Consider the following 25,634-nt stretch of genomic DNA (forward strand, 5'->3'; position numbering starts at 1 on the left):
TGCGGTGAGCGTCGATTGTAATTAAGATGGCCGCATGTTTCTTCCAGCCAAGGTGCCAACCGTGAGCGTGAACAACCCTCTTTTGCAGTCCTACGACCTGCCGCCGTTCTCGGCGATCCGCGCCGAGCACGTGCAACCGGCCATTGAACAGATCCTGGCTGACAACCGCGCCGCCATTATCGAGATCCTCAAAACCCAGGGCAAACAACCGACCTGGGCCGGCCTGGTGCTGGCGATGGACGAACTCAATGATCGCCTGGGCGCCGCCTGGAGCCCGGTCAGCCACTTGAATGCCGTGTGCAACAGCGCTGAATTGCGTGAAGCCTACGAGTCTTGCCTGCCGGCCCTGAGCGCCTACTCCACCGAGATGGGCCAGAACCGCGAACTGTTCCAGGCCTTCGAAGCCTTGGCCAACAGCCCGGAAGCCGCCGGTTTTGACGTGGCGCAGAAAACTATCCTGGAACACGCCCTGCGTGACTTCCGTCTATCGGGTATCGACCTGCCGGAAGCTGAGCAGAAGCGTTACGCCGAAGTACAGAGTAAATTGTCGGAGCTGGGCAGCCGTTTCTCCAACCAGTTGCTCGACGCCACCCAGGCCTGGACCAAACACGTTACCGACGAAACCGCTCTTGCCGGCCTGACCGATTCGGCCAAGGCGCAAATGGCCGCTGCGGCACAGGCCAAAGGCCTGGAAGGCTTCCTGATCACCCTGGAATTCCCGAGCTACTACGCGGTGATGACCTACGCCCATGACCGCGCCCTGCGCGAAGAAGTCTACGCCGCCTACTGCACCCGTGCGTCGGACCAAGGCCCGAATGCCGGTCAGAACGATAACGGCCCGGTCATGGAAGAAATCCTCGACCTGCGTCAGGAGCTGGCAAAACTCTTGGGTTTCGCCAGCTTCTCGGAGCTGAGTCTGGCGACCAAAATGGCTGAATCCAGCGATCAAGTCCTCAGTTTCCTACGTGACCTGGCCAAGCGCAGCAAGCCGTTCGCCGCTCAGGACCTGGACCAACTCAAGGCCTACGCCGCCGAACAAGGCTGCCCGGACCTGCAAAGCTGGGACAGCGGTTTCTACGGTGAAAAACTCCGTGAACAGCGTTACAGCGTTGCCCAGGAAGCCCTGCGCGCCTACTTCCCGATCGACAAAGTACTGGGCGGCCTGTTCGCCATTGTTCAGCGTCTATACGGCATCGAGATTGCCGAGCAGAAAGGTTTCGACACCTGGCACCCGGACGTTCGCCTGTTCGAGATCAAGGAAAACGGCCAGCACGTCGGCCGCTTCTTCTTCGACCTTTATGCCCGCGCCAACAAGCGTGGCGGCGCGTGGATGGACGGCGCCCGCGACCGTCGTCGCACCGCTGGCGGCGTGCTGCAGAGTCCGGTGGCGAACCTGGTGTGCAACTTCACCCCGGCCGACAGCGGCAAACCTGCGCTGCTGACCCACGATGAAGTCACCACCCTGTTCCACGAATTCGGCCACGGCCTGCATCACCTGCTGACCCGCGTTGAGCATGCTGGCGTGTCCGGCATCAACGGCGTGGCGTGGGATGCGGTCGAGTTGCCAAGCCAGTTCATGGAAAACTGGTGCTGGGAGCCGGAAGGCCTGGCGCTGATTTCCGGTCACTACGAAACCGGCGAGCCGCTGCCTCAGGACCTGCTGGGCAAAATGCTCGCGGCGAAGAATTTCCAGTCCGGCCTGATGATGGTCCGCCAATTGGAATTCTCGCTGTTCGACTTCGAACTGCACGCCACCCACGGCGACGGCCGCAGCGTGGCGCAAGTGCTCGAAGGCGTGCGCGACGAAGTCTCGGTGATGCGTCCACCGGCCTACAACCGCTTCCCGAACAGCTTCGCCCACATCTTCGCCGGCGGTTACGCGGCGGGTTATTACAGCTACAAGTGGGCTGAAGTGCTGTCCGCCGATGCTTTCTCGAAGTTCGAAGAAGACGGCGTGCTGAATGCCGAAACCGGCCGCGCGTTCCGCGAAGCGATCCTGGCGCGCGGTGGTTCCCAGGAACCGATGGTGCTGTTCGTCGACTTCCGTGGCCGTGCGCCATCGATTGACGCACTCTTGCGCCATAGCGGCCTGAGTGAGGACGCGGCAGCATGAGCGAGGGGCCTGTGATCACCAAAAAACGCTTTATCGCCGGGGCGGTCTGCCCGGCGTGCAGCGAGCCGGACAAGTTGATGATGTGGAACGAAGACGAGGTCCCGCACCGTGAGTGCGTGGCCTGCGGTTATTCCGACACGCTCAATGAACAAGGCCTGTCGGTGCCCAAGGAATTGGGCACGCGGGTCAACGTCTCGGCGCTGAAAGTGCCGGACGCCAAGGTTCAGGCAGTGCAATTCTTCCCGAACCCGAAACTGAAGAAAAAGCCCGACGAGCAACACTAAGTCGATAACCGCCGTCCATGCCGCCACGGTGTGGGCGGTGGTCCGCTTGACTACTTCTCGACATTGGCCGATTTGAACCAGCTCTTCATCGAGCACATGGCAAACGGACTGGTACTGCAATCACCATTGGCCAGGGCGGTGCGCAGTTTGTCGGCATCAGCCTGCATCATGTAGCGAACGCCATCCCTGAAATGGGTACTGTCGCCAAAACCGCCCTCGGTCATTTCCTTCAGCGCGTCTTCCTTGCTCCAGCCCTGCACGACCACCCGATACATCGCCGCCATCAGGCCGGTGCGATCAGAGCCGTGTTTGCAATGCATCAACACCGGGCCTTTGGTCTCCGCCACCTGAATGGCACGGAGGGCGGCGAGTACCTGCGCGTCATCCACGTGATTGGTGCGGTAAGGCAGTTGGACCTGATTGATGCCAGGCGAGGTCAGCCAGCGGGAGTCCGATTCAGGCAGGAAGTTGATAACGGTTCCAACCTTGAGATTTTCCAGCAGCGGCACTATTCCGCTATCGGGCAAGGCGCTGCGGTAAAGGGTCGGGGACATCTGAAAGAGGTTGTACTTCGTCTCCACCGACTGCGCCCATTCCGCAGGTCGAGGTGAGGGGGCGTCGTCGGCCATGGCCCCCGATAGAGTGAAGAGGGCAACCAGCGACAGGCACATCGCAAGGATAAGACGGGTTTTAGACATGCTGGGACCGTGGAGGAGGAAGCGGAGTGATGACGCTCAGCTTCAGCCTTGAGCGGTCAAAGGGCCGTGAGCCGCCTGTCAAAGAATCGTGAATCCATCGCGCCGTAGGCTACTTTCGTCGCAAAAGCCCGGTTTATTTAAGCTGAATCGGTTCATCTTGATACTTAGGCTGCTACCATTTGTTACCAAAGTTTGCCGATGCGTGGCTTATTCACCGATAGCCCCGACCCGCGTCGCTGCCAAAACGAAAAGCCGTTCTACGAAATGGCTGAAAACCGTCAATGCCTGATGAGGTGCACCCCATGTCTGATCAAGATCGAGACAACCCCCGGCGTGAGTTTTTGCGCAAATCCCTGACCTTGATCCCGGTGGTCACCGTCGCCAGCACCGCGCTGGGCAGTTCAGTCCTGCTTGCCGCGCCAGAGTCGGCGCCTGCCAGCCCCGGCAAAACACCTGTCAGCAGCAGCGCCTATGAACCCACCTACTTCACCGCCGAAGAATGGACGTTCATTAAGTCCGCCGTCGCTCAACTGATCCCGAACGATGCCCAAGGGCCAGGCGCCCTGGAAGCTGGCGTGCCAGAATACATCGACCGTCAGATGAACACCCCGTACGCCGCCGGCGCCCTGTGGTTCATGCAAGGACCGTTCAACGCCGACGCCCCGGCGGAGATGGGCTGGCAGAGCAAACTGGTACCCAAAGAGATCTATCGCCTGGGCATTGCTGCCACGGATGCCTGGTCGAAAGCGCTCAATGGCAAAGTATTTGCTGAGCAAGACAGCGCTACCCGAGACGATTTGCTGAAGCAGCTCGAAGCCGGAAAACCCGAATTCGCCAGCGTGCCGTCGAAGATTTTCTTCAACCTGCTGCTGCAAAACACCAAGGAAGGGTTCTTCTGCGACCCGATCCACGGCGGCAACAAAGGCATGGTCGGCTGGACCATGATCGGCTTCCCCGGCGCCCGCGCCGATTTCATGGATTGGGTGGAACGCAACGAGCAATACCCCTTCCCGGCAGTTTCGATTCGCGGGGAGAGGGCTTAAGCCATGGCAACGGTAATGAAGAAAGTCGACGCAGTGATCGTCGGTTTCGGCTGGACAGGCGCGATCATGGCCAAAGAGCTGACGGAAGCGGGCCTGAACGTGCTGGCGCTGGAGCGCGGGCCAATGCAGGACACTTACCCTGACGGTAACTATCCGCAGGTGATCGACGAACTCACCTACAGCGTGCGGAAAAAACTCTTTCAGGACATCTCCAAAGAGACCGTGACCATTCGCCATAGCGTGAATGACATCGCCCTGCCGAACCGCCAACTTGGTGCGTTCCTGCCCGGCAATGGCGTGGGTGGCGCGGGGCTGCACTGGTCGGGCGTGCACTTTCGCGTCGATCCAATCGAGCTGCGGATGCGCAGCCACTACGAAGAACGCTACGGCAAAAACTTCATCCCCAAGGACATGACCATCCAGGACTTCGGCGTCAGCTATGAAGAGCTGGAGCCGTTTTTTGATTATGCCGAGAAGGTCTTTGGCACCTCGGGCCAGGCCTGGACGGTGAACGGTCAACTGGTCGGTGAAGGCAAGGGCGGCAACCCCTACGCACCGGATCGCTCCAATCACTTCCCGTTGGAATCGCAGAAGAACACCGTTTCCGCACAGCTGTTTCAGAAAGCCGCCACAGCCGTGGGTTACAAACCCTACAACCTGCCGTCGGCCAATACCTCCGGCCCGTACACCAACCCTTACGGCGCACAGATGGGGCCGTGCAACTTCTGCGGTTTTTGCAGCGGTTACGTTTGCTACATGTACTCCAAGGCATCGCCCAATGTGAACATTCTGCCGGCGCTCAAGCCGCTGCCGAATTTCGAACTGCGGGCCAACTCCCACGTGCTGCGGGTCAACCTCGACAGCACCAAGAGCAAAGCCACCGGCGTGACCTACATCGATGGCCAGGGGCGGGAAATCGAGCAACCCGCCGACCTGGTGATCCTCGGCGCTTTCCAATTCCATAACGTGCGCTTGATGTTGCTCTCGGGCATCGGCAAGCCGTACGACCCGATCAGCGGCGAAGGCGTCGTCGGCAAGAACTTTGCCTACCAGAACATGGCCACGATCAAGGCGTTCTTCGACAAGGACACCCACACCAACAACTTCATCGGTGCCGGCGGCAACGGCGTGGCGATCGATGATTTCAACGCCGACAACTTCGATCACGGCCCGCATGGCTTCGTCGGCGGCTCGCCGATGTGGGTCAACCAGGCCGGCAGCCGGCCGATTGCCGGGACTTCCAACCCGCCAGGCACCCCGGCCTGGGGCAGTGCCTGGAAACGCGCCACCGCCGATTACTACACCCACCAAGTGTCGATGGACGCCCACGGCGCGCATCAGTCCTACCGTGGCAACTACCTCGATCTCGACCCGGTGTACCGCGATGCCTATGGCTTGCCGCTGCTGCGGATGACGTTCGACTGGCAGGAAAACGACATCAAGATGAACCGCTTCATGGTCGAAAAAATGGGCAAGATCGCCGAAGCCATGGGTCCCAAGGCTATCGCGGTGATCGGCAAGCAGGTCGGTGATCACTTCAACACCGCGGCTTACCAGACCACCCACCTCAATGGTGGCGCGATCATGGGCACCAACCCGAAAACCAGTGCCCTGAACCGCTACTTGCAGAGCTGGGACGTGCACAACGTATTCGTCCCAGGGGCGTCGGCTTTCCCACAAGGCTTGGGCTACAACCCTACAGGCCTGGTCGCCGCGTTGACCTATTGGTCGGCCCGGGCGATCCGCGAGCAGTACCTGAAAAACCCCGGCCCGCTGGTTCAGGCATAAGGAGCGATAACCATGAAAGCACTTGTTATCGCGACCTTCGCGCTGCTCGGCAGCGCCTCGATCAACGCGGCTGAAGTTGATCAAAACCTGATCAAACAAGGCGAATACCTGGCCCGTGCCGGTGACTGCGTGGCCTGTCACACCGCCAAGGACGGCAAGCCGTTCGCCGGCGGCCTGCCGATGGAAACGCCGATCGGCACGATCTACTCCACCAACATCACCCCGGACAAAACCGGCCTCGGTGACTACAGCTTCGAAGACTTCGACAAAGCCGTGCGCCACGGTGTCGCCAAGAATGGCAGCACCTTGTACCCGGCGATGCCGTATCCGTCCTACGCCAGCGTCAACGAACCTGACATGCAGGCCTTGTACGCTTATTTCATGCACGGGGTGGCGCCGGTCACGCAGGAGAACAAGGCCAGCGATATTCCCTGGCCGTTGAGCATGCGTTGGCCGCTCATGGGCTGGCGCTGGCTGTTTGCTCCGGCCGTAGCCGACTACAAGGCGCCGGACGGTGAAGATGCCGTCGTCAGTCGTGGGGCTTATCTGGTGGAAGGTCTGGGACATTGCGGCGCATGCCATACGCCGCGTGCCCTGACCATGCAGGAAAAATCCCTGAATGCCGGTGAAGGCAGTACGTTTCTGTCAGGCAGCGCGCCGCTGGAAGGCTGGATCGCGAAAAGTCTGAGGGGCGACCACAAGGATGGCCTCGGCAGCTGGAGCGAGGAGCAATTGGTGCAGTTCCTCAAGACCGGACGCAGCGACCGCAGCGCAGTATTCGGCGGCATGAGCGATGTGGTGACCCACAGCATGCAGTACATGACCGATGCGGACCTGACGGCGATTGCCCGCTACCTCAAGTCGCTACCGGCCAACGACCCGAACGACAAGCCGCACCAGTACGACAAGCAAGTCGCCCAGGCACTGTGGAAGGGTGACGACAGCCAGCCTGGCGCCTCGGTGTACATCGACAACTGCGCGGCCTGTCACCGGACGGACGGCCATGGCTATACGCGGGTGTTCCCGGCGCTGGCGGGCAACCCGGTGTTGCAGTCGGACGACCCGACGTCGCTGATTCACATCGTGCTCAAGGGCGGCACCTTGCCGGCCACGCATACGGCACCGTCAACCTTCACCATGCCTGGGTTTGCCTGGCGTTTGTCAGATCAGGAAGTGGCGGATGTGGTCAGTTTCATCCGTGGCAGTTGGGGCAACAAAGGTGCGCCGGTCAAGGCGAGCACCGTGGCCGACCTGCGCGAGGATGATATGAAAACCACTTCGGGGGACGACCTGGGCCAGGTCACCCAGAAGAACTGATCGCCCAGCGGCACTAGCCAGATGAACAACGCCTCGTTACTGTATATAAAACCAGTATCGAGGCGTTTTCATGTCCACTCCTCTTCCACCACGCGGCCGCGGCACCGCCACCAACCCGCACAACCGCTTCGCGCCGAACCGTTCGGTGGCCGAGGATGACGGCTGGTATCAGGAAGCGCCGGTCACCCAGGGCACCGAAGTGCGGATCGAGACGGCGAAGACCATCATCACCCGCAACAACTCGCCGGATCTACCCTTCGACCGTTCGATCAATCCCTATCGCGGCTGCGAGCACGGCTGCATCTATTGCTACGCGCGGCCCAGCCACGCCTATTGGGACATGTCACCGGGGCTGGATTTCGAAACCAAGCTGATCGCCAAGACCAACGCCGCCGACGTGCTGGAAGAGCAACTGTCCAAACGCGGTTATCAATGCGCGCCGATCAATCTGGGCTCCAACACCGACCCGTATCAGCCGATCGAGCGCGAACACAAGATCACCCGCCAAACCCTGGAAGTGCTGCTGCGTTACCGGCATCCGGTGACCATCATTACCAAGGGTTCGCTGATCCTGCGCGACCTGGATTTGCTGGTTGAACTGGCTGAGCAGCGACTGGTGGCGGTGATGATCAGCCTCACTACCCTGGACGATGAACTCAAGCGCATCCTCGAACCCCGGGCGGCGGCGCCGAAGGCACGGCTGCGAGCGATCCGGGTGATGCGCGAAGCGGGGATTCCAGTGGGTGTCTTGTGCTCGCCGATGATTCCGATGATCAATGACAGCGAGCTTGAAAGCCTGCTCACCGAAGCCCACGCGGCGGGAGCCCAGAGCGCGGCCTACATGATGTTGCGCCTGCCCCTGGAAGTCGCGCCGCTGTTCGAAGAATGGCTGGCCGCCCACTACCCGCAGCGTGCGGCCCATGTGCTGAGCCTGATTCGCCAGAGTCGCGGCGGCGAACTCTACGACAGCCGTTTCGGTGCGCGGATGCGTGGTGAAGGGCCGTTCGCCGACCTGTTGGCCCAACGCTTCGCCAAGACCATCAAGCGTCTGGGGCTCAATCGCCGCGAAGGGTTTAATCTCGATTGCGAAGCCTTCTGTCCGCCGGGTCGCCAAATGTCGTTGATTTAGGGACAATTGGTCTAATGTTGAGTAGGGTAAAAGGCACTGCGCCATTACGCAGTCACGTTTTTTGTGACCTGGAACACACGTTCTAGAGCGTTTGATTCAGTTTGAGTTAAGTTTCGACGGTTACCTTGTTCATCGAGTGACTGACGGGTCTGGATGTACGACCTGGACGTTTTTTAAACAGCCACTGGCTTCATATCGGACAAAACGGGACACTTCCCCCGACTCCGTCAAAGAGGATGAATTATGAGTGACAAGGATAAACAGCCGTTGGCTGCGTCGGCGCAAGCGCTTCCCGAGGCGGAATCCGCCGATGCAGCGCTGAAGCATATCGTTGACGGCTTTTTGCATTTTCATCACGAGATCTTTCCGCAGCAGGAAGAGCTCTTCAAGAAACTCGCCACGGCCCAGAATCCCCGGGCGATGTTCATTACCTGCGCTGATTCGCGCATCGTGCCGGAGTTGATTACCCAAAGCTCCCCGGGCGATTTGTTCGTGACCCGTAACGTCGGCAACGTTGTGCCACCTTATGGGCAAATGAACGGCGGCGTTTCCACGGCCATCGAATACGCGGTGCTGGCCCTCGGTGTGCAACACATCATCATTTGCGGCCACTCCGATTGCGGCGCCATGCGCGCGGTACTCAACCCCCAGAGCCTGGAAAAAATGCCGACGGTCAAAGCCTGGCTGCGGCACGCCGAAGTGGCGAAAACCATGGTCCAGGAAAACTGCAATTGCGCCAACGAAAGCGAAAGCATGCACATCCTCACTGAAGAGAATGTGATCGCCCAGTTGCAGCATCTACGCACACATCCATCGGTGGCCTCGCGCATGGCCAACGGTCAGCTGTTTATCCATGGCTGGGTCTACAGCATTGAAACCAGCGAAATCAGAGCGTATGACGCGGATCAAGGTTGTTTCCTGCCGCTCGATGGCAGCCATCCGATCCCGGTAGCGACGCCTAAAGCGCGCTTCTAAGTCCTCCTAAATCCCTGTGTGGTTTAGCCAAGCTGCCGATTGAGCAGCCTGGCTTTTTCACGCCTGAAGAAAAGTTCGGGAGAATCCCTATGCGTGCTGCGCAACTGAAAGCTGTTCTGCCACGGGAGCTGTTGGCTTCGGTGGTTGTGTTCCTGGTGGCCCTGCCCTTGTGCATGGGCATCGCCATCGCCTCGGGGTTGCCGCCGGCCAAAGGCCTGATCACCGGGATCATCGGTGGCCTGGTGGTGGGTTGGATTGCCGGCTCACCGCTGCAAGTCAGCGGCCCGGCGGCGGGTCTGGCAGTGTTGGTGTTCGAGCTGGTGCGCCAGCATGGTATTGCCATGCTCGGACCGATCCTGTTGCTGGCGGGTTTTCTGCAACTGCTGGCCGGGCGCTTTAAATTGGGCTGCTGGTTTCGGGTGACGGCACCGGCGGTGGTCTACGGCATGCTCGCCGGGATTGGCGTGTTGATCGTGCTATCACAGGTGCATGTGATGCTCGATGCCGTGCCCAAACCGTCCGGGCTGGATAACCTCGCAGCTTTCCCGGCGGCGGTGCTCCAGGCCTTGCCGTCCTTTGGCTGGCAGGCCGGTTTGCTCGGGCTGTCGACGATTGCGGTGATGTGGCTGTGGGAAAAATTCCGCCCACATTCCCTGCGATTCGTGCCCGGCGCCTTGCTCGGTGTCGGTCTGGCGACGGTTGCCAGCCTGATGCTCGCCTTGCAGGTCAAGCGCGTGGAAGTCCCGGCCAACCTGGCGGAAGCCATCGACTGGCTGAAACCGGCGGACCTGCTCAACCTGGCCGATCCGACGATTCTGATCGCTGCATTTGCCGTGGCCTTTATCGCCAGCGCCGAAACGCTGCTTTCGGCCGCCGCCGTGGACCGCATGCACAGCGGCGAGCGTTCGGACTTTGATCGGGAATTGTCGGCACAAGGCGTAGGCAACATGCTCTGCGGTTTGCTCGGCGCCTTGCCAATGACCGGCGTGATCGTGCGCAGCTCGGCCAACGTCCAGGCCGGTGCAACAACCCGCTATTCGGCGATCTTCCATGGCCTTTGGCTGCTGGCGTTCGTGTTGTTGCTGTCCAGCGTGCTGCAAAGCATTCCGGTGGCGAGCCTGGCGGGTGTGCTGGTCTACACCGGTTTCAAACTGGTGGACCTCAAGGCCTTTCGCGGCCTGGGTCGTTATGGCCGGATGCCGATGTTCACCTACGCGGCGACCGCGCTGGCGATCATCTTCACTGACCTGTTGACCGGTGTGCTGATCGGCTTCGGCCTGACCCTGGCCAAACTGGCGTGGAAAGCTTCGCGGCTGAAAATCAGCCTGATCGATCTGCCCAAGGATGGTGAGATGGAGCTGCGTTTGATCGGTGCAGCGACCTTTCTCAAGGTGCCGGCGCTGACGCAGGTACTGGGGACCATTCCAGCGGGCGCGACGGTGCATGTGCCGCTCAATAACCTGAGCTACATCGACCATTCGTGTCTGGAATTGCTTGAGGAGTGGGGCCGGGCGAATGCGGCCAAGGGTTCGAAGTTGGTGATTGAAGCGCGGGGGTTGAAGCGTCGGTTGGAAGGGCGTTTACGGACCACGTCCGGAGTAGGCTCAGCCGGGTAAATAATCTGTAGGAGCATGGCTTGCCCACGATGGCGTCCTTGAATGCGCCAAAAGCTTCGCGGGCAAGCCTCGCTCCTACAGGGATGTGTGTCGCTTAGGCTGCTGGCTGATCCAGCTCCAGGCCCACGCCCAACTGGCGCGACAGGCACGGCCAGCGTTTCCATGCGGCGCCGGTGTCCGGGCTGTTGAGTTTCTCGCGGTAGGCTTCCACCGATTCCAGCGCGAAACTGTCTTCGTTCAGCATCTCGTCCACGGCGTGATGCACCGCCTCATCCAGTTGGTTGGCAAATTCCTCGCCGATCAATTGGTGGGCAATCAGGTTGGCGACAGTCATGTCCAATGGGATCAGTGGCTGGCCAAAATGCTTGATGTACAGGTCATTGACCTCTTCAACCAACCGATGCGCCAGATAGGCTTCGTCCAGCAGACCGTCCAGGCCGATATGCCCGGTCATGATCGCCGGCGGCTGGAGGAAGAACTGCTCGGCGATTTTCAGCACTGGCTTGATCTGCGATTCGATGCCCGCTTCCCGTGCGACATCATTGGCGGCGTCCAGCAGGTCCGGCACTTGTTCTATATAAGCAGTCACAAAACGGGTCATCACGCCCTTGGCATCGACATCCGGCAGTTGGATGGCGGCGTGCAGGTGAGGCAGTTGGGTTTCCAGTTGACGAGTTAACAGGCCGGTCTCGGCCTCGTGTTGTTGGGCTTTTTGGATCTGCTCGCGCAATGCGGCGGTGTTCATGAAAACTCCAGGAAACAACGGCAATGAAATAGGGAAGACATAACTTAGCTTGCTTATGAAAAAGGCTAAGACGCATTTGTCATAATTATTTCATCCTTGAGACACGAAAGTTATATCGATTTGCCACCACTCGTCTGCATCCTTCTCCATTCGTGACCTTGAACGCAAGTCCCAGCTGTTTCAGATCATTTACGCCCTCACATTGCGAGGTAGCAGTCGCTGTCTATACTCGGGTGGGAATGGAGTTAGCTGATGACGCCCGACTGCATATGCAGCAAGGCTCGGCGATTCAAGTTCGTAGTCTGAAAAAGCCGCTCCCTTGCCGCAGGTGAAAGCCGGCGGGATAACAAGAACGATAAGGGGAACCCGCAATGATGCGACATCCACACGTCTGGATGGGCCTCCTGTTGTGGTCAATTTTCAGCCAGGCACAAGCGGCCTGGACTGTGAATATGGCGCCGGGAGCGACTGAAATCAGTCACGCAGTATTCGACCTGCACATGACCATTTTCTGGATCTGTGTAGTGATCGGCATCATCGTCTTCGGCGCCATGTTCTGGTCGATGATGGTCCACCGCCGCTCGACCGGGCAGGTGGCCGCCAAATTTCATGAAAGCACCACCGTCGAAATCCTCTGGACCATCGTGCCCTTCATCATCCTGGTGGCCATGGCGGTTCCCGCTACCGCCACCCTGATCAAGATGTACGACGCCAGTGAGCCGGATATCGATATCCAGATCACCGGTTATCAGTGGAAGTGGCACTACAAATATTTGGGCCAGGACGTCGAGTTCTTCAGCAACCTGGCCACCCCCGCCGACCAGATCCACAACAAGGAAGCCAAGGGCGAGCATTACTTGCTCGAGGTCGACAAGCCGCTGGTGCTGCCGATCGGCGCCAAGGTGCGCTTCCTCGTGACCTCCGCCGACGTCATCCACTCGTGGTGGGTGCCGGCCTTCGCGGTCAAGCGCGATGCGATTCCGGGGTTCGTCAACGAAGCCTGGACCCGCATCGACAAGCCCGGCCTCTACCGTGGCCAGTGCGCCGAGTTGTGCGGCAAGGATCACGGCTTCATGCCGATCGTGGTCGAGGTCAAGGAAAAAGCCGATTACGACAAGTGGCTGGCCGAGCGCAAGGCTGAAGCCCTGCAGCTCAAAGAGCTGACCAGCAAGGAATGGACCCTCGACGAGCTCAAGGAGCGCGGCGACAAGATCTACCACACCACCTGCGTGGCCTGTCACCAGGCCGAAGGCCAGGGTCTGCCGCCAATGTTCCCGGCACTCAAAGGCTCGAAAATCGCTACAGGACCGAAAGAAGGTCACCTGAGCATTGTCTTCCACGGCAAGCCCGGCACTGCCATGGCGGCGTTCGGCAAGCAGCTCTCGGAAGTCGATATCGCGGCGGTCGTGACCTACGAACGTAACGCCTGGGGCAATAACAAAGGCGACATGGTCACTCCTAAAGAAGTGTTGGAGCTGAAACAGGCGGAAAGCAAATGACCCGGTCTATTGCGCACGTAAGGAACCGGTCGGGGCAGCGCGCCCCGGCCTGCCCAGCCCATCTGTTTGCAGGAGACACGCCATGAGCGCCGTCATCGATGACCATGGTCATGCCACCGATCACGCCCACGGTCCCGCCAAAGGCCTGATGCGTTGGGTGCTGACCACCAACCACAAGGACATCGGCACGCTGTACCTGTGGTTCGCGTTTTCCATGTTCCTGCTGGGTGGCTCGTTCGCGATGGTGATTCGCGCCGAGCTGTTCCAGCCGGGCCTGCAAATCGTCGAACCCGCGTTCTTTAACCAGATGACCACCATGCATGGCCTGGTGATGGTGTTCGGTGCGGTGATGCCGGCCTTCGTCGGCCTCGCCAACTGGATGATCCCGTTGATGATCGGCGCGCCGGACATGGCCCTGCCGCGGATGAACAACTTCAGCTTCTGGCTGTTGCCGGCGGCGTTCATCCTGCTGGTCTCGACCCTGTTCACCCCCGGTGGCGGGCCGAACTTCGGCTGGACCTTCTACGCCCCGCTGTCCACGACCTATGCCCCGGAAAGCGTGACCTTCTTTATCTTCGCCATCCACTTGATGGGGATCAGTTCGATCATGGGCGCGATCAACGTGATCGCGACCATCCTCAACCTGCGCGCGCCCGGCATGACGCTGATGAAAATGCCGCTGTTCGTCTGGACCTGGCTGATCACCGCGTTCCTGCTGATCGCGGTGATGCCGGTACTGGCGGGTTGCGTAACGATGATGCTGATGGACATCCACTTCGGCACCAGTTTCTTCAGTGCCGCCGGCGGCGGTGATCCGGTGCTGTTCCAGCATGTGTTCTGGTTCTTCGGTCACCCCGAGGTGTACATCATGATCCTGCCGGCCTTCGGCGCCGTCAGCTCGATCATCCCGACCTTCTCGCGCAAACCGCTGTTCGGCTACACCTCGATGGTCTACGCCACGGCGAGCATCGCGTTCCTGTCGTTCATCGTCTGGGCGCACCACATGTTTGTGGTCGGCATTCCGCTGGTGGGCGAGTTGTTCTTCATGTACGCGACGCTGCTGATCGCGGTGCCCACGGGCGTGAAGGTGTTCAACTGGGCGAGCACCATGTGGCAAGGCTCGCTGACCTTCGAGACACCGATGCTGTTTGCGGTGGCGTTCGTGATCCTGTTCTCCATCGGCGGCTTCTCCGGGCTGATGCTGGCCATCGCCCCGGCGGACTTCCAGTACCAGGACACCTACTTCGTGGTCGCGCATTTCCATTACGTGCTGGTGCCGGGGGCGATCTTCGGGATCTTCGCCTCGGCCTACTACTGGCTGCCGAAATGGACCGGCCACATGTACGACGAAACCCTCGGCAAGCTGCACTTCTGGCTCTCGTTCATCGGCATGAACATGGCGTTCTTCCCGATGCACTTCGTGGGCCTGGCGGGTATGCCGCGACGGATTCCGGACTACAACCTGCAATTCGCCGACTTCAACATGGTGTCGTCGATTGGTGCGTTCATGTTCGGCACCACGCAGCTGTTCTTCCTGTTCATTGTGATCAAAACCATTCGCGGCGGCCCGCCTGCACCGGCCAAACCGTGGGATGGGGCCGAAGGCCTGGAATGGAGTATTCCGTCACCAGCGCCGTATCACACGTTCACCACGCCGCCGGAAGTGAAATGAACGCTATAGCCCTCGAGGGCCGCCGCCATGGCTGACTCCATTTCGTTGAAGAAGCTGGTCACCCGCCTGCTGATGGTGGTGGTCGCCATGTTTGTATTCGGCTTTGCCCTGGTGCCGATCTACGACGTGATGTGCAAGGCGTTCGGCATCAACGGCAAGACCGCCGGGCAGTACGAGGGCGAGCAAACGGTCGATACCTCGCGCCAGGTTCGCGTGCAGTTCCTGTCGACCAATGCCGCGGATATGTCCTGGGATTTCTATCCCAAGGGCGATGAACTGACGGCCAACCCGGGGGCGGTGAACGAGATGATTTTCATCGCCCACAACCCGACTGATCGCCCGATGAGCGCCCAGGCCGTGCCGAGTATCGCGCCCAGCGCTGCGGCGGCATATTTCCACAAGACCGAATGTTTCTGCTTTACCCAGCAAGTGCTGCAGCCCGGTCAACGGATCGAGATGCCGGTACGTTTCATCGTTGACCGTGACATGCCCAAGGATGTGAAGCACCTGACGCTGTCCTACACGCTGTTCGATATCACCGCCCGACATCCACCGGTCGCTGTAAACACTGGCGGTTGAGCGTGCCCGATAAGGAGAACAATAAATGGCAACTCATGAACACTATTACGTACCGGCCCAGAGCAAATGGCCGATCATCGCCACGGTCGGTATGTTCGTCACGGTGTTCGGCCTGGCGACCTGGTTCAACGACCTCAAGGCCGCCCGCCCGGAATCCCACGGCCCACTGATCTTTTTCGTCGGCGGCCTGCTACTGGCGTACATGCTGTTCGGCTGGTTCGGCACGGTGATCAAGGAAAGTCGCCAGGGCTTGTACAGCGCGCAGATGGATCGCTCGTTCCGCTGGGGCATGAGCTGGTTCATTTTCTCCGAGGTGATGTTCTTCATCGCCTTCTTCGGTGCGCTGTTTTATGTGCGCCACGTGTCCGGCCCGGCGCTCGGCGGTGAAGGTCCGAAAGGCATCGCCCACATGCTTTGGCCGAACTTCGAGTTTGTCTGGCCACTGCTGAACAACCCCGATTCGAAACTCTTTCCGCCACCCAAGGAAGTCATCAGCCCCTGGGGCCTGCCGCTGATCAACACCATTTTGCTGGTCAGCTCCAGCGTCACCGTGACCATCGCCCACCATGCCTTGAAAAAGGGTCATCGCGGCGCGCTGAAAATCTGGCTGGCGATTACCGTGTTGCTGGGTTGCGGCTTCCTCGCCCTGCAGGCCGAAGAATACATTCACGCCTACCACGAACTGGGCCTGACCCTGGGCTCGGGCATTTACGGCGCGACGTTCTTCATGCTCACCGGCTTCCACGGCGCCCACGTGACCATCGGCACCATCATCCTGTTCGTGATGCTGATGCGGATCATGCGCGGGCACTTCGATAACGAGCACCAATTCGCCTTCGAAGCGGCGAGTTGGTACTGGCACTTCGTGGACGTGGTGTGGATCGGATTGTTCGTTTTCGTCTACGTGCTGTGAGGCGTTACCACGGCGCATGAGAAACCAATTGGCCGCTGAAAAACCCCCAGGCAATCAAGCCGACGGTGGTCGCGGCCAGGGCCACACGAATACTCAGGGCGATGACCAGGCGGTTCGAGCTGCTGTCGTCCTTGACCAGAAAAAACAGGCCGCTGAACAGGCTGACAACCGTGGCAATCAGCATCAGGACGATGGCTGCTTTGAGCATGGTGGGACTCCGGGGGAAAGGCGATGCAGTTGAGTATAGCTATCGCGATCACCGACTTTCTGGCGACGTCATGAAGCGCTTTCGGCCGGGCGTCGTGCCAACCATCGTCGTGGCGTTTCTGTTGCCGCTGCTGGTGTCACTGGGGTTCTGGCAGTTGAGCCGGGGCGCGGAGAAAAGCGCGCTGCTGCAAACCTACGCCGAGCGCCGGGCGGCCGAGCCGATGGCCAGTGCCGAGCTGCTGAACACACAAGATCCAGCCTTTCGCCGGGTGCGTCTGCACGGTGAATTCGATGCCGAGCACAGCCTGCTGCTGGATAACCGTCAGCGCGACGGCAAGGTTGGCGTTGAGCTGCTGCAACCGTTTCACGATCAGGCCACCGGCCTTTGGCTGCTGGTCAATCGCGGCTGGCTGCCGTGGCCGGACCGGCGCACGCCGCCGCAATTCAAAACGCCCACTCAGGCATTGAGCCTTGATGCCTGGGTCTACGTGTCCCCCGGCGCGACTTTCCAGCTGCACGCTGATCCGAGCACCACAACCTGGCCTCAGGTCATCACCGCCGTCGAGCCCGCCAAACTCTGGACGACACTGAACCGTGAAGGCTTTGCCTACGAATTACGTGAAGAAACCGGCCCCGCGTCCTACCAGGCCGACTGGCCGGTGGTGGCCATGGGGCCGGAGAAACACATCGCTTATGCCGTGCAGTGGTTCGCCATGGCGATCGCCCTGCTCGGCCTTTTTATCTATCTCGGCTGGCACAACGCAAAGGAGAAACACCATGGGAGCGGCCATGAATCCACCCAACATGTCTGAGGCGAAAACCCCGGCGAGTCGGCGTAAGGGTCGTTTGCAGCTGCTGCTGATCCTGCTCGGGGTGATCGGTCCGATGATCCTTGCCACCGGCATGTACAAACTGAATTTCTGGGTGCCGGACGGTCGCAGCTATCACGGCGAACTGATCGGCAACGGCCAGACCCGCGCCGACCTCGGCGTGCAGGCCCAGGAAGATCGCTGGCAGATGCTGGTGACCGCGCCCAAGGATTGTTCGGTGGATTGCCAGCAGTTGGTGTACCTGGCACGGCAAATCCAGATCGGCCTCGGTCGCGATGCGTCTCGTGCCAGCCACGCACTGGCCGCCGCGCAACCGCTGAGCAGCGACTACGAAGCCAAGCTGACCCACGAGTATCCGCAGCTGCAACGCTACCCCATGGACCTCACGACTTTTAGCAAGACGACGGGCGACAAGACCGCGCCGCAACTGTGGATCATCGATCCCCACGGCAATCTGGTGCTGCGCTACGACCCGACGGTCAAGGGTAAGGACCTGCTCAACGACCTGCGTCACCTGTTGAAACTGTCGAACATCGGATAAGGGCATCGTCATGGCCAAACCTGGATTTCGCCTCGCGCTGTTTGCCACCTTGCTGGCACTGATTGTGGTGTTGCTCGGCGCCTATACTCGCCTGACCCACGCTGGCCTCGGCTGCCCGGACTGGCCGGGCTGTTATGGCTTTATCAGCGTGCCGAAAAGCGAAGCCCAACTGGCCCATGCCGAATTGCATTTCCCTGACACACCGGTCGTTGCCCACAAGGGCTGGAACGAGATGATCCACCGCTACTTCGCCGGTACCCTGGGGCTGTTGATCTCGGTGCTGGCCGGTCGCGCCTGGGTGCATCGGCGGCATCCTGGGCAACCGGTGAAGTTGCCGCTGTTTCTATTGGCTGTCGTCTTTGCTCAGGCGGCATTCGGTATGTGGACGGTGACGCTCAAGCTCTGGCCGCAGGTGGTCACCGGGCATTTGCTCGGCGGCTTTGCGACCTTGAGCCTGCTGTTTTTACTGACCTTGCGATTGTCCGGCGTATTGCCGGCGCTGACCGTGCCCAAGCGTTTGCAGTACTGGGCAACCGCAGGCTTGCTCCTTGTGATCCTGCAAATCGCCCTCGGCGGCTGGGTCAGTTCCAACTATGCGGCGGTGGCGTGCATCGACTTCCCGACCTGTCACGGCCAATGGCTGCCACCCGCCGATTTCGCCAACGGCTTTCACCTGACCCAACACATCGGCCCGAACTACCTCGGCGGGCAACTGGACAGCGATGCCCGCACGGCGATTCACCTGACTCACCGCATCGGCGCCTTGTTAGTGACGCTGGTGCTACTGGGCCTGGCCTGGCAATTGAAAGTGGTCGGCATGACCCGCCTCGCGGGCCTGGTGCTGATCGCCCTCGGCGCGCAAATCACCCTCGGCATCAGCAACGTGCTGTTTCACCTGCCGCTCCCCATCGCTGTCGCCCACAACGCTGGCGGTGCGGCGTTGTTGCTGACCATGGTGCTGGTCAATTATCACGCGCGAACCAGTCTGGTTCGGGTCAAGCAACAAGCTCCTGCGCGCTGGCGGTTCAGCCCGCGTAAACATTCAGCCGGGCCCATAACAATAAAAGGAGAAATGCCATGGCGGTTCTGATTGGCGAGCGTCACAGCCAAGCGATCTGGCGCGATTATCTGGAGCTGACCAAGCCCAAAGTGGTGGTGCTGATGCTCATCACGTCCTTGGTCGGCATGTTCCTCGCGACCCGCGCGGGGGTGCCGTGGACGGTGCTGGTGTTCGGCAACCTGGGGATCGCGTTGTGTGCCGGGGGCGCGGCGGCGGTCAATCATGTGGTGGACCGGCGGATCGATGCGGTGATGGCCCGCACGCACAAGCGGCCACTGGCTGAAGGCCGGGTGTCACCGAGGGCGGCGCTGACCTTTGCTCTGGTGCTCGCCGTATTGGGCCAAGCCGTGTTGCTGGCCTTCACCAACCCGCTGACGGCGTGGCTGACCCTCGCCTCCCTGCTCGGTTACGCCGTGGTCTACACCGGTTTCCTCAAACGTGCGACGCCGCAGAACATCGTCATTGGCGGCCTCGCCGGCGCCGCGCCGCCGCTGCTCGGCTGGGTCGCGGCTACCGGTCACGTCAGCGCCGAACCGTTGCTGCTGGTGCTGATCATCTTCGCCTGGACCCCGCCGCACTTCTGGGCCCTGGCCATTCACCGCAAAGAGGAATACGCCAAGGCTGACATCCCGATGCTGCCGGTGACCCATGGCGAGCACTACACCAAAATCCACATCCTGCTTTACACCTTCGCGCTGCTGGCGGTCAGCCTGATGCCTTATGTGATCCACATGAGCGGCGTGCTCTACCTGGTTTGTGCCCTGGGACTGGGCGCGAGGTTTCTGCAATGGGCCGTGGTGCTGTACCGTGGCACTCGGCCGCACGCGGCGATCAACACGTTCAAGTACTCTATCTGGTACTTGTTCCTGCTGTTTATCGCCCTGCTCGTAGACCACTACTTACTGTTGAACCTATGACTCGAACTCAGAAAACCGTCTTCATCCTCGTCGCCCTGATCGCGCTGGTTCTGGGCCTGACCGTCAACAAGGTGCTGTCCGGCAAAGGCCAGGGCGACCCGACGGCACTGATCGACGCCGGGATTATCCTGCTGCCGCAAAGCCGCAATCTGCCAGACGTGACCATGACCGACGTGGACGGTAAACCGGTGGCGGTCAACGAGCTGAAAGGCAAGTGGAGCCTGCTGTTCTTCGGCTACACCTTCTGCCCGGACATCTGCCCGACCACCCTCGCCCAACTGCGCCAGATCAAGAGCGAACTGCCACCGGAAGCGGTGGCCAAGTTGCAGATCATCCTGGTCAGCGTCGACCCGAACCGCGACACGCCCAAGCAGCTCAAGCAATACCTGGGCTACTTCGATCCGCAGTTTCAGGGCCTGACCGCGTCGAGCGTGGATGACATCCAGAAACTGGCCAACGCCGTGAGCATTCCGTTTATCCCCGCGGACACCAGCAAGCCTAACTACACCGTTGATCACAGCGGCAACCTCGCGGTGATCGGGCCGGATGGCACGCAGCGCGGGTTTATTCGTGCGCCGCTGAACAACACGAAACTGGTGGCGCAGTTGCCGGTGATGCTCAAGCGCCAGTAATCAAGCAGGCAAAAAAAACCGCAGCTCAAGGCTGCGGTTTTTTTGTACCTGATCGTTCCCACGCTCTGCGTGGGAACGATCGGCGTGAGCGGTATGATCGTGTAGCGGGTCAGATCAGAACGCCGGCAATACCGCGCCTTTGTACTTCTCGAGAATGAACGCTTTCACTTCCGGGCTGTGCAGCGCAGCAACCAGTTTCTTCATCGCGTCGCTGTCCTTGTCGTCCGGACGGGCGACCAGGATGTTCACGTACGGCGAGTCGTTGCCTTCAATCACCAGCGCATCCTTGGACGGATCGAGCTTGGCTTCCAGCGCGTAGTTGGTGTTGATCAGCGCCAGATCGACCTGGGTCAACACACGCGGGATGGTCGCGGCTTCCAGTTCGCGGAATTTCAGGTCTTTGGTGTTTTCGGTGATGTCCTTGATGGTCGAGAGGATGTTGTTCGGTTCCTTCAACTTGATCAGGCCAGCCTTCGCCAGCAGCAACAGCGCACGGCCGCCGTTGGTGGCGTCGTTCGGGATTACCACGTTGGCGCCGCCAGGCAGTTCAGTCAGCGCCTTGTACTTGCTGGAGTAAGCGCCCAGCGGTTCCAGGTGCACACCGGCAACGGCTACCAGGTTGGTGCCCTTGGCCTTGTTGAACTCATCCAGGTACGGCTGGTGCTGGAAGAAGTTGGCGTCCAGGCGTTTCTCGGCAACTTGCACGTTCGGCTGGATGTAATCGGTGAAGACCTTGATCCTCAGGTCCACGCCTTCTTTGGCCAGGGCCGGTTTAACGAACTCCAGAATCTCCGCATGCGGGACTGGGGTTGCGGCAACGGTCAGTTCATCGGCCTGGGCGGAAAACGCTGCGACTGCAGCCAATGCAACGAGTAGTTTTTTCATTCAGCTAACTCCTTGTGAGGCGCCCGTGTGGCGCCTGCCAGCGAATGGCCGGCTCATGTCTTGGTTACGTGAACCATTTATTTTCTGGAAAAGTGTACGACCAGTTTGTCGCCAACCATCTGCAGGACCTGCACCAGCACCAGCAACAGCACCACGGTGACGATCATCACATCGGTCTGGAAACGCTGGTAGCCGAAACGGATTGCCAGGTCACCCAGACCACCGGCACCGACCACACCGGCCATCGCCGTGTAGGACACCAGTGTAATCGCCGTCACCGTAATCGCCGCGAAGATGCCCGGGCGGGCTTCCGGCAGCAAGGCATTGGTGATGATCTGGCGGGTCGTCGCGCCCATGGCCTGGGTCGCTTCGATGATGCCGCGATCGACTTCACGCAGGGCGGTTTCCACCAGACGGCCGAAGAACGGCGTGGCGCCTACCACCAGCGGTGGGATTGCACCCGCGACGCCGAGCGAAGTGCCGGTGATCAGCACCGTGAACGGGATCATCACGATCAGCAGAATGATGAACGGCAGCGAACGCAGGATGTTCACCACCAGCGACAGCACGGCGTAGACGCCCCGGGATTCCAGCAACTGACGCGGGCTGCACAGGAACAACAACACGCCCAGCGGCAGGCCCAGCAAAATGGTGAACAACAGCGATCCGCCGAGCATCAACAGCGTGTCACCGGTAGCGAGCCAGATTTCGAACCAGTCGATATTGGCGAAGAAACTCATCAAGGCTTCCATCAGCGCAGCACCTCCATGTGGACGTCAGCCGCGGTGAAGAGGGCGAACGCCGCCTCCATGTCGCCGCCGGTGACGGCCAGGGTCAGTTGCCCGTAAGGGACGTCTTTGATGCGGTCGATACGACCAGCGAGGATGCTGTAGTCCACACCGGTTTCCCGAGCGACGGTACCCAGCAACGGCGCGTAGGTCGCTTCGCCCTGGAAGGTCAGACGCACGATACGGCCCGGCACGTGAGCGAAGTCGTCGCGCTGTTCGCTTTCGTCGATCTGCTCGCTTTCCTGCACGAAGCGCTTGGTGGTCGGGTGCTTGGGATGCAGGAATACATCGGCGACCGAACCTTGCTCGACGATCACGCCGGCATCCATCACCGCCACCTGGTCGCAGACCCGACGAATCACGTCCATCTCGTGGGTGATCAGGACGATGGTCAGTTTCAGCTCACGGTTGATCTCGGCCAGCAATTGCAGGACCGACGCGGTGGTCTGCGGGTCCAGGGCGCTGGTGGCTTCGTCGCACAGCAGGATTTTCGGCTTGGTCGCCAGGGCGCGGGCGATGCCGACGCGCTGCTTCTGGCCACCGGACAACTGCGCCGGGTATTTCTTGGCGTGGTCGGACAGGCCGACACGCTTGAGCAACTCGGCCACACGCCGGTCGATATCGCTGCGGGACAGTTCACCGGCCAGGGTCAGCGGCAACGCGACGTTGTCGGCTACGGTCTTGGACGCCAAAAGGTTGAAGTGCTGGAAAATCATCCCGACTTGCTGGCGAAAGCGCCGCAGGCTATTGGGATCGAGCGCGGTGACTTCTTCGCCATCGACGAAAATCTTGCCGCCGCTGGACTCTTCCAGGCGATTGATCAGACGTAGCAGGGTACTTTTTCCCGCGCCGGAATGACCGATCAGACCGAAGACCTGACCGTTATCAATCGTCAGACTGGTCGGATGCAGGGCGGGAATATCCTTACCGGCGACGCGGTAAGTCTTGTGGACGTTTTGAAACTCGATCACGTAGCGAACCTTGTGGGGCGCGTTGGAATGGGATCAGCGGTTAGCCGGGCGCGCATTTTAGCCTGTCCGTATAGAGGTTATTAGCATTTATTCGGCATTCAACCTTTCATTTGGCAATAACGCGATCAAAGGTCATAAAAAAGGAACGGCAAAAAATCCCATCAGTCACTAATAAGGCAACTCGAAAACACCCCCGGTGCCGTGCCAGGGGAATGCATAAGCGTCCTGGCTAAGGCAGGAATCGCCACGAGGAGTTTACGACTGATGAGTACTAAAAAGCCTGCCGCACCTAAAAGCGCACTGGCCGGGACCGATACCCTGGACCGCGGCAACACCAACGCCAAGCTCGACAGCCTGGAGAAGTTTCGCTCCGACGCCACCGAACAGGCCCTGCGCACCAACCAGGGCGTGAAAGTCTCGGATAACCAGAACACCTTGAAAGTGGGTGCTCGCGGGCCGTCGCTGCTGGAAGACTTCATCATGCGTGAAAAAATCACGCACTTTGACCATGAGCGCATCCCGGAGCGCATCGTCCACGCCCGTGGCACCGGCGCCCATGGTTTCTTCCAGACCTACGAAAATCATTCGGTACTGACCAAGGCCGGATTCCTACAAGACCCAGGGCAGAAAACCCCGGTTTTCGTGCGCTTTTCCACGGTACAAGGCCCGCGCGGGTCAGGCGATACCGTGCGCGACGTACGAGGTTTTGCCGTGAAGTTTTTCACCGACGAAGGCAACTTCGACCTGGTGGGCAACAACATGCCGGTGTTCTTCATTCAGGACGCGATCAAGTTTCCCGACTTCGTCCACGCGGTCAAACCCGAGCCGCACAACGACATTCCTACCGGTGGTTCGGCCCATGACACGTTCTGGGACTTCGTTTCGCTGCAACCCGAATCGGCGCACATGGTCATTTGGGCGATGTCCGACCGGGCGATCCCGAAAAGCCTGCGCAGCATGCAGGGCTTCGGCGTGCATACGTTCCGCCTGGTGAATGCCGAGGGCAAATCGCGCTTCGTCAAATTCCACTGGCGCCCTACCGCCGGTACTTGCTCGCTGGTGTGGGATGAGGCGCAGAAGCTCGCCGGCAAAGATACTGACTACCACCGTCGCGATCTCTGGGAGTCGATCGAGATCGGGGACTACCCGGAATGGGAATTGGGCGTACAGATCGTCGAGGAAGAAAACGAGCACGACTTCGATTTCGACCTGCTGGATCCGACCAAGATCATTCCCGAGGAAATCGTTCCGATCACGCCGTTAGGCAAAATGACCCTCAACCGCAACCCGGACAATTTCTTCGCCGAAACCGAACAGGTTGCGTTCTGCCCCGGGCATATCGTGCCGGGGATCGATTTCTCCAACGATCCGCTGCTGCAAGGTCGGCTGTTTTCCTACACCGATACGCAGATCAGCCGACTCGGTGGGCCGAACTTTCATGAGATCCCGATCAATCGTCCGGTTGCGCCGTTCCACAACGGCCAGCGCGATGGCTTGCACCGCATGACCATCGATAAGGGCCGCGCGTCCTACGAGCCGAATTCGATTGACGGTGGCTGGCCGAAAGAAACCCCTCCGGCCGCGCAGGACGGCGGTTTCGAGACGTATCCGGAACGCATTGACGCGAACAAGATTCGTCAGCGCAGTGAGTCGTTCGGTGATCACTTTTCCCAGGCTCGCTTGTTCTTCCACAGCATGAGCAAGCATGAGCAGGAACACATCATCTCGGCCTACAGCTTTGAGCTGGGCAAGGTTGATCGGTTGTGGATTCGTGAACGTCAGGTCAACGAGATCCTGGCCAATATCGACCTGGAATTGGCCAAGCGTGTGGCGCAGAACCTTGGTCTTCCGGCACCTAAGGCCGGCACGGTGGACGTGCCGAAAATCTCGCTGGATCGCTCGCCAGCCCTGAGCCAGGCCAACTTGCTGCCAGAGAACATCAAAACGCGGAAAGTCGCGATCCTTGCGGCCAACGGCGTCGATGGTGCAGCGATTGACGCAATGAAGAAGGCATTGGCCGCAGAGGGGGCTCATGCGAAACTGCTTGGCCCGACGTCCGCACCGGTGACCACCGCCGATGGTAAATCGTTGCCGGTGGATGCGTCGATGGAAGGGTTGCCGTCCGTGGCCTTCGACGCGGTGTTCGTGCCGGGTGGCGCGGCGTCGATCAAGGCGTTGAGCACCGATGGCGTGGCGCTGCATTACTTGCTCGAGGCGTACAAGCACTTGAAGGCAATTGCGCTGCATGGCGAGGCCAAGCAGTTGCTGGATGTGTTGAAGCTGGAAGTGGATGCGGGACTGGTGGTTGGCGCGGATGCGAAGTTGATCAAGCCATTCTTCGCGGCGATCGGCCAGCACCGGGTTTGGGATCGGGAGCCTAAGGCCAAGGCGATTCCGGCCTAAAGAGATGCATTGCGAGTGAGAACGCCTTC

24 protein-coding genes are annotated in these 25,634 nt (G+C 60.1%); 18 read left to right on the top strand and 6 right to left on the bottom strand.

Annotated elements, in window-relative coordinates; translation table 11 throughout:
- Positions 1–34 precede the first annotated feature (34 nt).
- Complete coding sequence (gene prlC / locus HKK52_RS20045) at positions 35–2,113, top strand: oligopeptidase A (RefSeq protein ID WP_169372260.1); 2,079 nt, start codon at positions 35–37, stop codon at positions 2,111–2,113.
- A complete protein-coding gene (locus HKK52_RS20050; RefSeq protein ID WP_123408468.1) occupies positions 2,110–2,397 on the top strand; it encodes a YheV family putative zinc ribbon protein in 288 nt (95 codons plus the stop codon). Before prlC ends, HKK52_RS20050 begins: the two co-directional genes overlap by 4 nt.
- Positions 2,398–2,447: 50 nt before the next feature.
- Here the strand turns inward: HKK52_RS20050 and HKK52_RS20055 are convergent, their stop codons facing one another.
- Positions 2,448–3,095 carry a phosphatase domain-containing protein gene (locus HKK52_RS20055; RefSeq protein WP_169372261.1) on the bottom strand — a complete coding sequence of 216 codons (648 nt, stop codon included), beginning with the start codon at positions 3,093–3,095 and terminating at the stop codon, positions 2,448–2,450.
- Positions 3,096–3,397: 302 nt separating this feature from the next.
- On the opposite strand from HKK52_RS20055, the gene HKK52_RS20060 reads away from it, so the two are divergent.
- The 6 genes from HKK52_RS20060 (at position 3,398) to HKK52_RS20085 (ending at position 10,963) form a co-directional block, all read left to right on the top strand.
- A complete protein-coding gene (locus HKK52_RS20060; protein ID WP_169372262.1) occupies positions 3,398–4,138 on the top strand; it encodes a gluconate 2-dehydrogenase subunit 3 family protein in 741 nt (246 codons plus the stop codon).
- Between the two features lie 3 nt (positions 4,139–4,141).
- Positions 4,142–5,926, top strand: a complete 1,785-nt coding sequence (locus HKK52_RS20065) for a GMC family oxidoreductase (RefSeq protein ID WP_169372263.1) — start codon at positions 4,142–4,144, stop codon at positions 5,924–5,926.
- A gap of 12 nt (positions 5,927–5,938) precedes the next feature.
- Positions 5,939–7,243 (top strand): c-type cytochrome, encoded by a 1,305-nt coding sequence (locus HKK52_RS20070; RefSeq protein ID WP_169372264.1) that lies wholly within the window; start codon positions 5,939–5,941, stop codon positions 7,241–7,243.
- A 70-nt stretch (positions 7,244–7,313) separates the two neighbouring features.
- A complete protein-coding gene (locus tag HKK52_RS20075) occupies positions 7,314–8,372 on the top strand; it encodes a PA0069 family radical SAM protein (protein WP_169372265.1) in 1,059 nt (352 codons plus the stop codon).
- 243 nt (positions 8,373–8,615) lie between these two features.
- The gene (locus tag HKK52_RS20080; RefSeq protein ID WP_169372266.1) at positions 8,616–9,347 is read left to right on the top strand and encodes a carbonic anhydrase; all 732 of its coding nucleotides are present in this window, start codon (positions 8,616–8,618) and stop codon (positions 9,345–9,347) included.
- A gap of 89 nt (positions 9,348–9,436) precedes the next feature.
- Positions 9,437–10,963, top strand: a complete 1,527-nt coding sequence (locus tag HKK52_RS20085) for a SulP family inorganic anion transporter (RefSeq protein WP_169372267.1) — start codon at positions 9,437–9,439, stop codon at positions 10,961–10,963.
- A 94-nt stretch (positions 10,964–11,057) separates the two neighbouring features.
- Here HKK52_RS20085 and HKK52_RS20090 read toward each other — a convergent pair whose 3' ends face one another.
- A complete protein-coding gene (locus HKK52_RS20090; RefSeq protein ID WP_169372268.1) occupies positions 11,058–11,708 on the bottom strand; it encodes a hypothetical protein in 651 nt (216 codons plus the stop codon).
- A 371-nt stretch (positions 11,709–12,079) separates the two neighbouring features.
- On the opposite strand from HKK52_RS20090, the gene coxB reads away from it, so the two are divergent.
- The 4 genes from coxB to HKK52_RS20110 all read left to right on the top strand — a co-directional run bounded on the left by coxB (position 12,080) and on the right by HKK52_RS20110 (position 16,371).
- On the top strand, positions 12,080–13,207 hold the full coding sequence (gene coxB, locus HKK52_RS20095; protein ID WP_169372269.1) for a cytochrome c oxidase subunit II: 1,128 nt from the start codon (positions 12,080–12,082) through the stop codon (positions 13,205–13,207).
- Positions 13,208–13,289: 82 nt separating this feature from the next.
- Positions 13,290–14,879 carry a cytochrome c oxidase subunit I gene (gene ctaD, locus HKK52_RS20100; protein WP_169372270.1) on the top strand — a complete coding sequence of 530 codons (1,590 nt, stop codon included), beginning with the start codon at positions 13,290–13,292 and terminating at the stop codon, positions 14,877–14,879.
- Between the two features lie 27 nt (positions 14,880–14,906).
- Positions 14,907–15,458 (top strand): cytochrome c oxidase assembly protein, encoded by a 552-nt coding sequence (locus HKK52_RS20105; protein ID WP_169372271.1) that lies wholly within the window; start codon positions 14,907–14,909, stop codon positions 15,456–15,458.
- A gap of 25 nt (positions 15,459–15,483) precedes the next feature.
- Entirely contained in the window at positions 15,484–16,371 is an 888-nt protein-coding gene (locus tag HKK52_RS20110) for a cytochrome c oxidase subunit 3 (protein WP_169372272.1), read from the top strand.
- Positions 16,372–16,375: 4 nt separating this feature from the next.
- Here HKK52_RS20110 and HKK52_RS20115 read toward each other — a convergent pair whose 3' ends face one another.
- Positions 16,376–16,579 (bottom strand): twin transmembrane helix small protein, encoded by a 204-nt coding sequence (locus HKK52_RS20115; protein ID WP_133835164.1) that lies wholly within the window; start codon positions 16,577–16,579, stop codon positions 16,376–16,378.
- A gap of 70 nt (positions 16,580–16,649) precedes the next feature.
- On the opposite strand from HKK52_RS20115, the gene HKK52_RS20120 reads away from it, so the two are divergent.
- Genes HKK52_RS20120 through HKK52_RS20140 form a run of 5 tightly spaced genes read left to right on the top strand, consistent with a single transcriptional unit; the run spans position 16,650 to position 20,558 of the window.
- Positions 16,650–17,390 carry an SURF1 family protein gene (locus HKK52_RS20120; protein WP_169372273.1) on the top strand — a complete coding sequence of 247 codons (741 nt, stop codon included), beginning with the start codon at positions 16,650–16,652 and terminating at the stop codon, positions 17,388–17,390.
- On the top strand, positions 17,356–17,949 hold the full coding sequence (locus HKK52_RS20125; protein ID WP_169372274.1) for a hypothetical protein: 594 nt from the start codon (positions 17,356–17,358) through the stop codon (positions 17,947–17,949). Before HKK52_RS20120 ends, HKK52_RS20125 begins: the two co-directional genes overlap by 35 nt.
- 10 nt (positions 17,950–17,959) lie before the next feature.
- Positions 17,960–19,039: a COX15/CtaA family protein gene (locus HKK52_RS20130; RefSeq protein WP_123408482.1), complete on the top strand. Its 1,080-nt coding sequence runs from the start codon at positions 17,960–17,962 to the stop codon at positions 19,037–19,039.
- Positions 19,027–19,926 (top strand): heme o synthase, encoded by a 900-nt coding sequence (cyoE, locus tag HKK52_RS20135; protein WP_169372275.1) that lies wholly within the window; start codon positions 19,027–19,029, stop codon positions 19,924–19,926. Before HKK52_RS20130 ends, cyoE begins: the two co-directional genes overlap by 13 nt.
- Positions 19,923–20,558 carry an SCO family protein gene (locus HKK52_RS20140; protein WP_169372276.1) on the top strand — a complete coding sequence of 212 codons (636 nt, stop codon included), beginning with the start codon at positions 19,923–19,925 and terminating at the stop codon, positions 20,556–20,558. Before cyoE ends, HKK52_RS20140 begins: the two co-directional genes overlap by 4 nt.
- Before the next feature lie 114 nt (positions 20,559–20,672).
- On the opposite strand, the gene HKK52_RS20145 is transcribed toward HKK52_RS20140, so the two are convergent.
- From HKK52_RS20145 to HKK52_RS20155, 3 genes are all read right to left on the bottom strand, one after another.
- Positions 20,673–21,443, bottom strand: a complete 771-nt coding sequence (locus HKK52_RS20145; RefSeq protein WP_169372277.1) for a MetQ/NlpA family ABC transporter substrate-binding protein — start codon at positions 21,441–21,443, stop codon at positions 20,673–20,675.
- Between the two features lie 77 nt (positions 21,444–21,520).
- Complete coding sequence (locus HKK52_RS20150) at positions 21,521–22,195, bottom strand: methionine ABC transporter permease (protein ID WP_169372278.1); 675 nt, start codon at positions 22,193–22,195, stop codon at positions 21,521–21,523.
- Positions 22,195–23,202, bottom strand: coding sequence for a methionine ABC transporter ATP-binding protein (locus HKK52_RS20155; protein ID WP_169372279.1), 1,008 nt, complete (start codon positions 23,200–23,202; stop codon positions 22,195–22,197). Before HKK52_RS20155 ends, HKK52_RS20150 begins: the two co-directional genes overlap by 1 nt.
- 264 nt (positions 23,203–23,466) lie before the next feature.
- Here HKK52_RS20155 and katE point away from each other — a divergent pair, with 264 nt between their 5' ends.
- On the top strand, positions 23,467–25,605 hold the full coding sequence (gene katE / locus HKK52_RS20160) for a catalase HPII (RefSeq protein WP_169372280.1): 2,139 nt from the start codon (positions 23,467–23,469) through the stop codon (positions 25,603–25,605).
- Positions 25,606–25,634 lie beyond the last annotated feature (29 nt).

The sequence above is a fragment of the Pseudomonas sp. ADAK2 genome (assembly GCF_012935755.1).
Classification (GTDB): domain Bacteria; phylum Pseudomonadota; class Gammaproteobacteria; order Pseudomonadales; family Pseudomonadaceae; genus Aquipseudomonas.

Excerpts from the sequence above, each read along its gene's own strand:
- prlC (WP_169372260.1), top strand. The coding sequence starts at position 35 with ATGTTTCTTCCAGCCAAGGTGCCAACCGTGAGCGTGAACAACCCTCTT.
- HKK52_RS20050 (WP_123408468.1), top strand. The coding sequence starts at position 2,110 with ATGAGCGAGGGGCCTGTGATCACCAAAAAACGCTTTATCGCCGGGGCG.
- HKK52_RS20055 (WP_169372261.1), bottom strand. The coding sequence starts at position 3,095 with ATGTCTAAAACCCGTCTTATCCTTGCGATGTGCCTGTCGCTGGTTGCC.
- HKK52_RS20060 (WP_169372262.1), top strand. The coding sequence starts at position 3,398 with ATGTCTGATCAAGATCGAGACAACCCCCGGCGTGAGTTTTTGCGCAAA.
- HKK52_RS20065 (WP_169372263.1), top strand. The coding sequence starts at position 4,142 with ATGGCAACGGTAATGAAGAAAGTCGACGCAGTGATCGTCGGTTTCGGC.
- HKK52_RS20070 (WP_169372264.1), top strand. The coding sequence starts at position 5,939 with ATGAAAGCACTTGTTATCGCGACCTTCGCGCTGCTCGGCAGCGCCTCG.
- HKK52_RS20075 (WP_169372265.1), top strand. The coding sequence starts at position 7,314 with ATGTCCACTCCTCTTCCACCACGCGGCCGCGGCACCGCCACCAACCCG.
- HKK52_RS20080 (WP_169372266.1), top strand. The coding sequence starts at position 8,616 with ATGAGTGACAAGGATAAACAGCCGTTGGCTGCGTCGGCGCAAGCGCTT.
- HKK52_RS20085 (WP_169372267.1), top strand. The coding sequence starts at position 9,437 with ATGCGTGCTGCGCAACTGAAAGCTGTTCTGCCACGGGAGCTGTTGGCT.
- HKK52_RS20090 (WP_169372268.1), bottom strand. The coding sequence starts at position 11,708 with ATGAACACCGCCGCATTGCGCGAGCAGATCCAAAAAGCCCAACAACAC.
- coxB (WP_169372269.1), top strand. The coding sequence starts at position 12,080 with ATGATGCGACATCCACACGTCTGGATGGGCCTCCTGTTGTGGTCAATT.
- ctaD (WP_169372270.1), top strand. The coding sequence starts at position 13,290 with ATGAGCGCCGTCATCGATGACCATGGTCATGCCACCGATCACGCCCAC.
- HKK52_RS20105 (WP_169372271.1), top strand. The coding sequence starts at position 14,907 with ATGGCTGACTCCATTTCGTTGAAGAAGCTGGTCACCCGCCTGCTGATG.
- HKK52_RS20110 (WP_169372272.1), top strand. The coding sequence starts at position 15,484 with ATGGCAACTCATGAACACTATTACGTACCGGCCCAGAGCAAATGGCCG.
- HKK52_RS20115 (WP_133835164.1), bottom strand. The coding sequence starts at position 16,579 with ATGCTCAAAGCAGCCATCGTCCTGATGCTGATTGCCACGGTTGTCAGC.
- HKK52_RS20120 (WP_169372273.1), top strand. The coding sequence starts at position 16,650 with ATGAAGCGCTTTCGGCCGGGCGTCGTGCCAACCATCGTCGTGGCGTTT.
- HKK52_RS20125 (WP_169372274.1), top strand. The coding sequence starts at position 17,356 with ATGGGAGCGGCCATGAATCCACCCAACATGTCTGAGGCGAAAACCCCG.
- HKK52_RS20130 (WP_123408482.1), top strand. The coding sequence starts at position 17,960 with ATGGCCAAACCTGGATTTCGCCTCGCGCTGTTTGCCACCTTGCTGGCA.
- cyoE (WP_169372275.1), top strand. The coding sequence starts at position 19,027 with ATGGCGGTTCTGATTGGCGAGCGTCACAGCCAAGCGATCTGGCGCGAT.
- HKK52_RS20140 (WP_169372276.1), top strand. The coding sequence starts at position 19,923 with ATGACTCGAACTCAGAAAACCGTCTTCATCCTCGTCGCCCTGATCGCG.
- HKK52_RS20145 (WP_169372277.1), bottom strand. The coding sequence starts at position 21,443 with ATGAAAAAACTACTCGTTGCATTGGCTGCAGTCGCAGCGTTTTCCGCC.
- HKK52_RS20150 (WP_169372278.1), bottom strand. The coding sequence starts at position 22,195 with ATGGAAGCCTTGATGAGTTTCTTCGCCAATATCGACTGGTTCGAAATC.
- katE (WP_169372280.1), top strand. The coding sequence starts at position 23,467 with ATGAGTACTAAAAAGCCTGCCGCACCTAAAAGCGCACTGGCCGGGACC.